This window comes from Endozoicomonas atrinae (assembly GCF_001647025.1).
Classification (GTDB): Bacteria; Pseudomonadota; Gammaproteobacteria; order Pseudomonadales; family Endozoicomonadaceae; genus Endozoicomonas; species Endozoicomonas atrinae.
On the sequence record NZ_LUKQ02000367.1, the window covers coordinates 1 to 4,116 of the forward strand.

Sequence of the window (4,116 nt, forward strand, 5' to 3'; positions counted from 1 at the left end):
AAAACGATGCTTTTGGTAGAGCTGGAAATAACAGAAGCGGGCATGACAGTTAACTATTATGAGTGGTGTTCCCATAGTAGCTGTGAAAATAGAGCACTATTGTTTCAATCATTCAGAGAGAGCACCCGTTTCCTGTTTATGATGGAGGTTTAGCTCGTTGGCCAGTCAGTATTGTGATTGTACAGTCTCTTGTATCATAGCTGGTCATATGTCTAATTGAGAACATCACCTCATTTGTATTGCTCATTTTTTATTTGAATAGTTTATTTGTACAGAATATCTACCTGGAGATTAGCCTCGGAATAGCTGCACAGCTTTTCTGACGTTGAATTCCAGATCCGCAACAAAATATTTCTTGTCGGTATGGGTGAGCTATAAAACAGCCATCAAAGAGATAATTTATTGGAACTTGTGGCAAGAATAAATATCTAAGGCTAACCCTTCGTAATCACCGTTGGTTGAGTTTAGCGGTTTACGGTTTTTCAGTAGTGCTATAGGGTTTCAGCTGTGCTTCTGATGAAGGAAATATCTACATTCCGAAGTATTTAAATAAGGTAAAGAGCCATGTTTCAGGTTGGTCAACAACATTCTCCACCTTCCTTTGACCATTCAACCAGTGCGGACCAAGCCGATACTCAAAGGCAGTCACATACCGGTACCTTTGGTATGTCTGTAGATGTGGCCACAGTTGACCCTGCTATGCACTCCTGGACGGGGAGCTATGAATGCTTTGAAGGAGAAAAGTTCAGGATGGTTGAAATTCATACTCCACCGCCACCTGACCAGATCTCAGTAAGGCAGTTTTTAATGAATGAGAGTGGCGATGGCTGTTACTGCAAAGAAGAGTTTGATCTTTTGGTTCTGTTTTTGCGAAAGGGGCTGACTGATAAAGATGTGATCAATATCAGAAATGCTGGATTTTCCAAGATGAACCTGAAGTGTCTTGTCAATAGTGTTGCTATTGATTGGCTCTTACAAAGTGACGAATGTGCGTTTTCTCAAAAAATATGTACTCTTAAAGATATCGAGCATTGGAGTGGCAGTCATAAGGCTTTCAAACTGCTTATTGATAAGTTTTTATTCATTCAAGCCGGTGATGGAGTAACCTTGACCACAGACCTGCAGAAATTTAAAGAATGCATCCGTCTGGTTCAACAACACGCTGGTTCCTACGCTCATGAGTTTATTTGCGAAAAGGTCATCAGAAACGTCTGCAATGGTGACTTATCGATACAGGCTCTGAAGTGGCTGATTAACTATGCAATGAGTCCAACTCCTCCGGATATGCTGATTTCAAGGCATCAGGGCGAATCTGCTTTGTCCGAATCAATGGAATCTCATAGAGGATTTGTGGCATCAGAAAGAGCGGCATGGGTGCACGACTCTCTCTCCATGGTTTTGTCTCGAAAATCATTATTGTCCGGTATGTGCAACGATCCTGAAGTAACCTGGCAGCATATTGAACAGTTACGTTATATCAGTTTTTCCGGAGAGTACCCTTCAGGCGGATTGAATCACGAGTTATGTCATTTAGCGGATGAAATCTTAAGTAAGGGCATTCTATCCTTTGAGCAGCTGGAGCAACTTATTTCTGAAGCAGCCTATCGGGCAATTACCACCAGTAAAGGGAGGCTCAATCATTCTGGAGAAGCCACCTATCCCCAATATGGTCTTGATGTAGAGATGAGTAACGCCAAAAGAGCAAAATGCAGCTATTTGCATGTGCTTCTCAGCGTCTTTGAAGAAATAGCATCTACTGCGTCTGAAAGAGGAGCTGAAAGCAGTACAGGTAGCCGATATTTTCAGGCGCTAATGGATAAGAGCAACATGGAAACCATTATTGCCTTTTACCGGGGCTACACAGGCAGTACTTTTGGTTTTTCAGACAAAAGAAGACATCAGGAGTTTTTGGGCTTCCTCAAAAAGTGCCTTCCTGCCAGTGGAGAAATGAACTTGTCACCTGTGCATGCAAAGTATCAGAAGATGACACTACATCAGGAAGAGGTTTCAAAGCGACAGAAGCAAGCCAAAAATGTGCCATTGATTTGTGAATATGATTCTCATTATGAAAGTAAGAAAAAATTGTGGGGTGCTATATGCTTTGAGTATCAAGGCTCAATTCATCGAACAGATCCCGTTTCAGGCATTCAGGATGCTAGCCCCTGCAGACCGTTAAAGTGTGAATTTCCTGAAGAGGCTTCAACAGATAAGCATGAAGTTCATTTAAATCCAAAGTATAAATTTGAAGCGTTGGAAAGGCTGGTTGATTCAGGCATGCCGGTTGACTGTGTTATTGCCATCAGTGTGCGAGCTTCTAACAAGCAGATTCTGGACTTTATTAACGAATCAAGTCATAGCATCAGCCAGTATCTAGAAAGTAATCCTGTTGATAATTATGTACACTTTGCTGAGATTTTAGTTCGTATTCCACAGCAGCTTACAGATCCTTCATTACTGAAGAGGTTGCCGGGCTGCAGGCATGTTTTTTTCCAGCTGCTACAGGAAGCACTGCCTGTTTCGAAAGTACAAGTTGCAATGACTGTACTGAGATCTATTACTGGAAACTATGCTGGTAAATTAATGAATGATCATATTATTTCAGGGCTGGTTTGTGGAAGAATATCCGAAGGGGAGCTTGCATGGGTTACACAGCTCGCAGAGGCAAAGGGCCTTGAGCAGAAAGGGAAGGTGTTTTCTCTTGACCCTGATGACAGCGTAGCATTTGATATTTCAGCACTATTGAAGTCAGATGATTTCCTTGAATTATTGCGTGTTATGATGGAAACAAAGAGAGTTGGTAATCCAGAATTTTTATTTTGTCTTGATGGTCTCAGCTGTTACCAAATAGCATCATGCAGTGCTCAGCTATATTCAGTTATTGAACCCTTACTTGCTACCAATACCCTGACATTGGAACAGGTTCAATGGATAAGAACCCATGTTCAGTGGGGAATAAATACCAAGCATTTGATTTATTTGCTGTCATTTTTCGGTCAGGACAGTGTTGCTGCTAGCCTGAGAAGTGGTGAATTGAATCTGGAAAGCTTTTTAATGAATGAGCTGGAGCCGATTAAATCAAATTTCTTTACTCCTCCGGGTGGAGAGATGGATGAACTTATGAATATATTCAAGGATGAGAGAAAGCATGCACAAGAAGAAAAATCAAAACTCCGTGAAGTGGTTAAAAAAATGACAGCCTGGTTCGACAGTGGCAGACCGAATCTGCGTCCGGGGCTGGAAAGGCGTCAAGCCAAAATAACTACCGAAGAAATAATCGCCAGCGGTACGAATATAGCTGAAAAGCTTCAACTGCAAAAATGGTTTTACGACCTGTACCCCTTTGATAAATGGTTTGATAACAAGGGGTATCACTACTACTGCAAACAGAATTTGACAGAGGCTTTTCGGATGCTTGACGAAGGGTGTTCAGTGGAGCAGGTGAAATTAAGGTTTCAAGCGGCTATTAATGATCTCAGAGCGGTTAAGTAAAAGCAATGATTGGAGCGTAGACCTGTTTACGGAAGATGGCCGTTATGTGGATGATGTCGACCCTGATCGAAACAGCCGGGAAGAGATCCGGGACTGGATTAACGGTATCTATGCTAACCCGGTTGCCAGGGCGGTAAGAACCTTTGTGACCAAGTGGCTTATTGTGGATGAAGAAAGAGGCTGGGTGATTGCGGAGTTTGACAATATCTGGGACGACCCGGGTAATGGCCAGGTGTTCAGCTTCCGCAATTACACGCTGATGAAATACGCCGGTGATTATCAGTGGTGTTTTCAGGAGGATCAGTACAACCCTCAAAAGCGAATGGAAGCCGGTATGGGGTGGATGCAGGCACGTCAGTCGATGAAAAAGAATGTGAAGAAAATGGTTTAAATAATTAGATGCCTTTAGGTAGAGCCTGTAAATAATTCTGTGTAAACGCCACCAAAACTATTACTCCTTGAACCGGTCAGGAAACATAATTTCAAACCGGTTCATGGCTGCTTTCCAGTTCCTGATCGGCATGGTCCATTTCTCGGAAGCTTTTTCCATGGCCAGATAGATTACCTTCATGACTGACTCATCAGTCCGAAAAATCTTCCGGTTCTTGATCGCCTTACGAATGACGC

2 protein-coding genes and 1 pseudogene are annotated in these 4,116 nt (G+C 42.5%); 2 read left to right on the top strand and 1 reads right to left on the bottom strand.

The window, feature by feature from the left end; translation table 11 throughout:
• Positions 1-564: 564 nt before the first annotated feature.
• Together AK963_RS26240 and AK963_RS26245 are read left to right on the top strand one after the other, a co-directional pair.
• Positions 565-3,489: a hypothetical protein gene (locus AK963_RS26240; protein WP_066018306.1), complete on the top strand. Its 2,925-nt coding sequence runs from the start codon at positions 565-567 to the stop codon at positions 3,487-3,489.
• Entirely contained in the window at positions 3,467-3,880 is a 414-nt protein-coding gene (locus tag AK963_RS26245) for a hypothetical protein (protein WP_066018307.1), read from the top strand. The genes AK963_RS26240 and AK963_RS26245 overlap by 23 nt, the downstream gene beginning before the upstream one ends.
• A 60-nt stretch (positions 3,881-3,940) precedes the next feature.
• On the opposite strand, the pseudogene AK963_RS35990 reads toward AK963_RS26245, so the two are convergent.
• A pseudogene (locus AK963_RS35990) lies at positions 3,941-4,116 on the bottom strand (IS256 family transposase); the annotation flags it as partial.

Coding starts and splice junctions, on each gene's coding strand:
- AK963_RS26240 (WP_066018306.1), top strand. CDS start 565: ATGTTTCAGGTTGGTCAACAACATTCTCCACCTTCCTTTGACCATTCA.
- AK963_RS26245 (WP_066018307.1), top strand. CDS start 3,467: ATGATCTCAGAGCGGTTAAGTAAAAGCAATGATTGGAGCGTAGACCTG.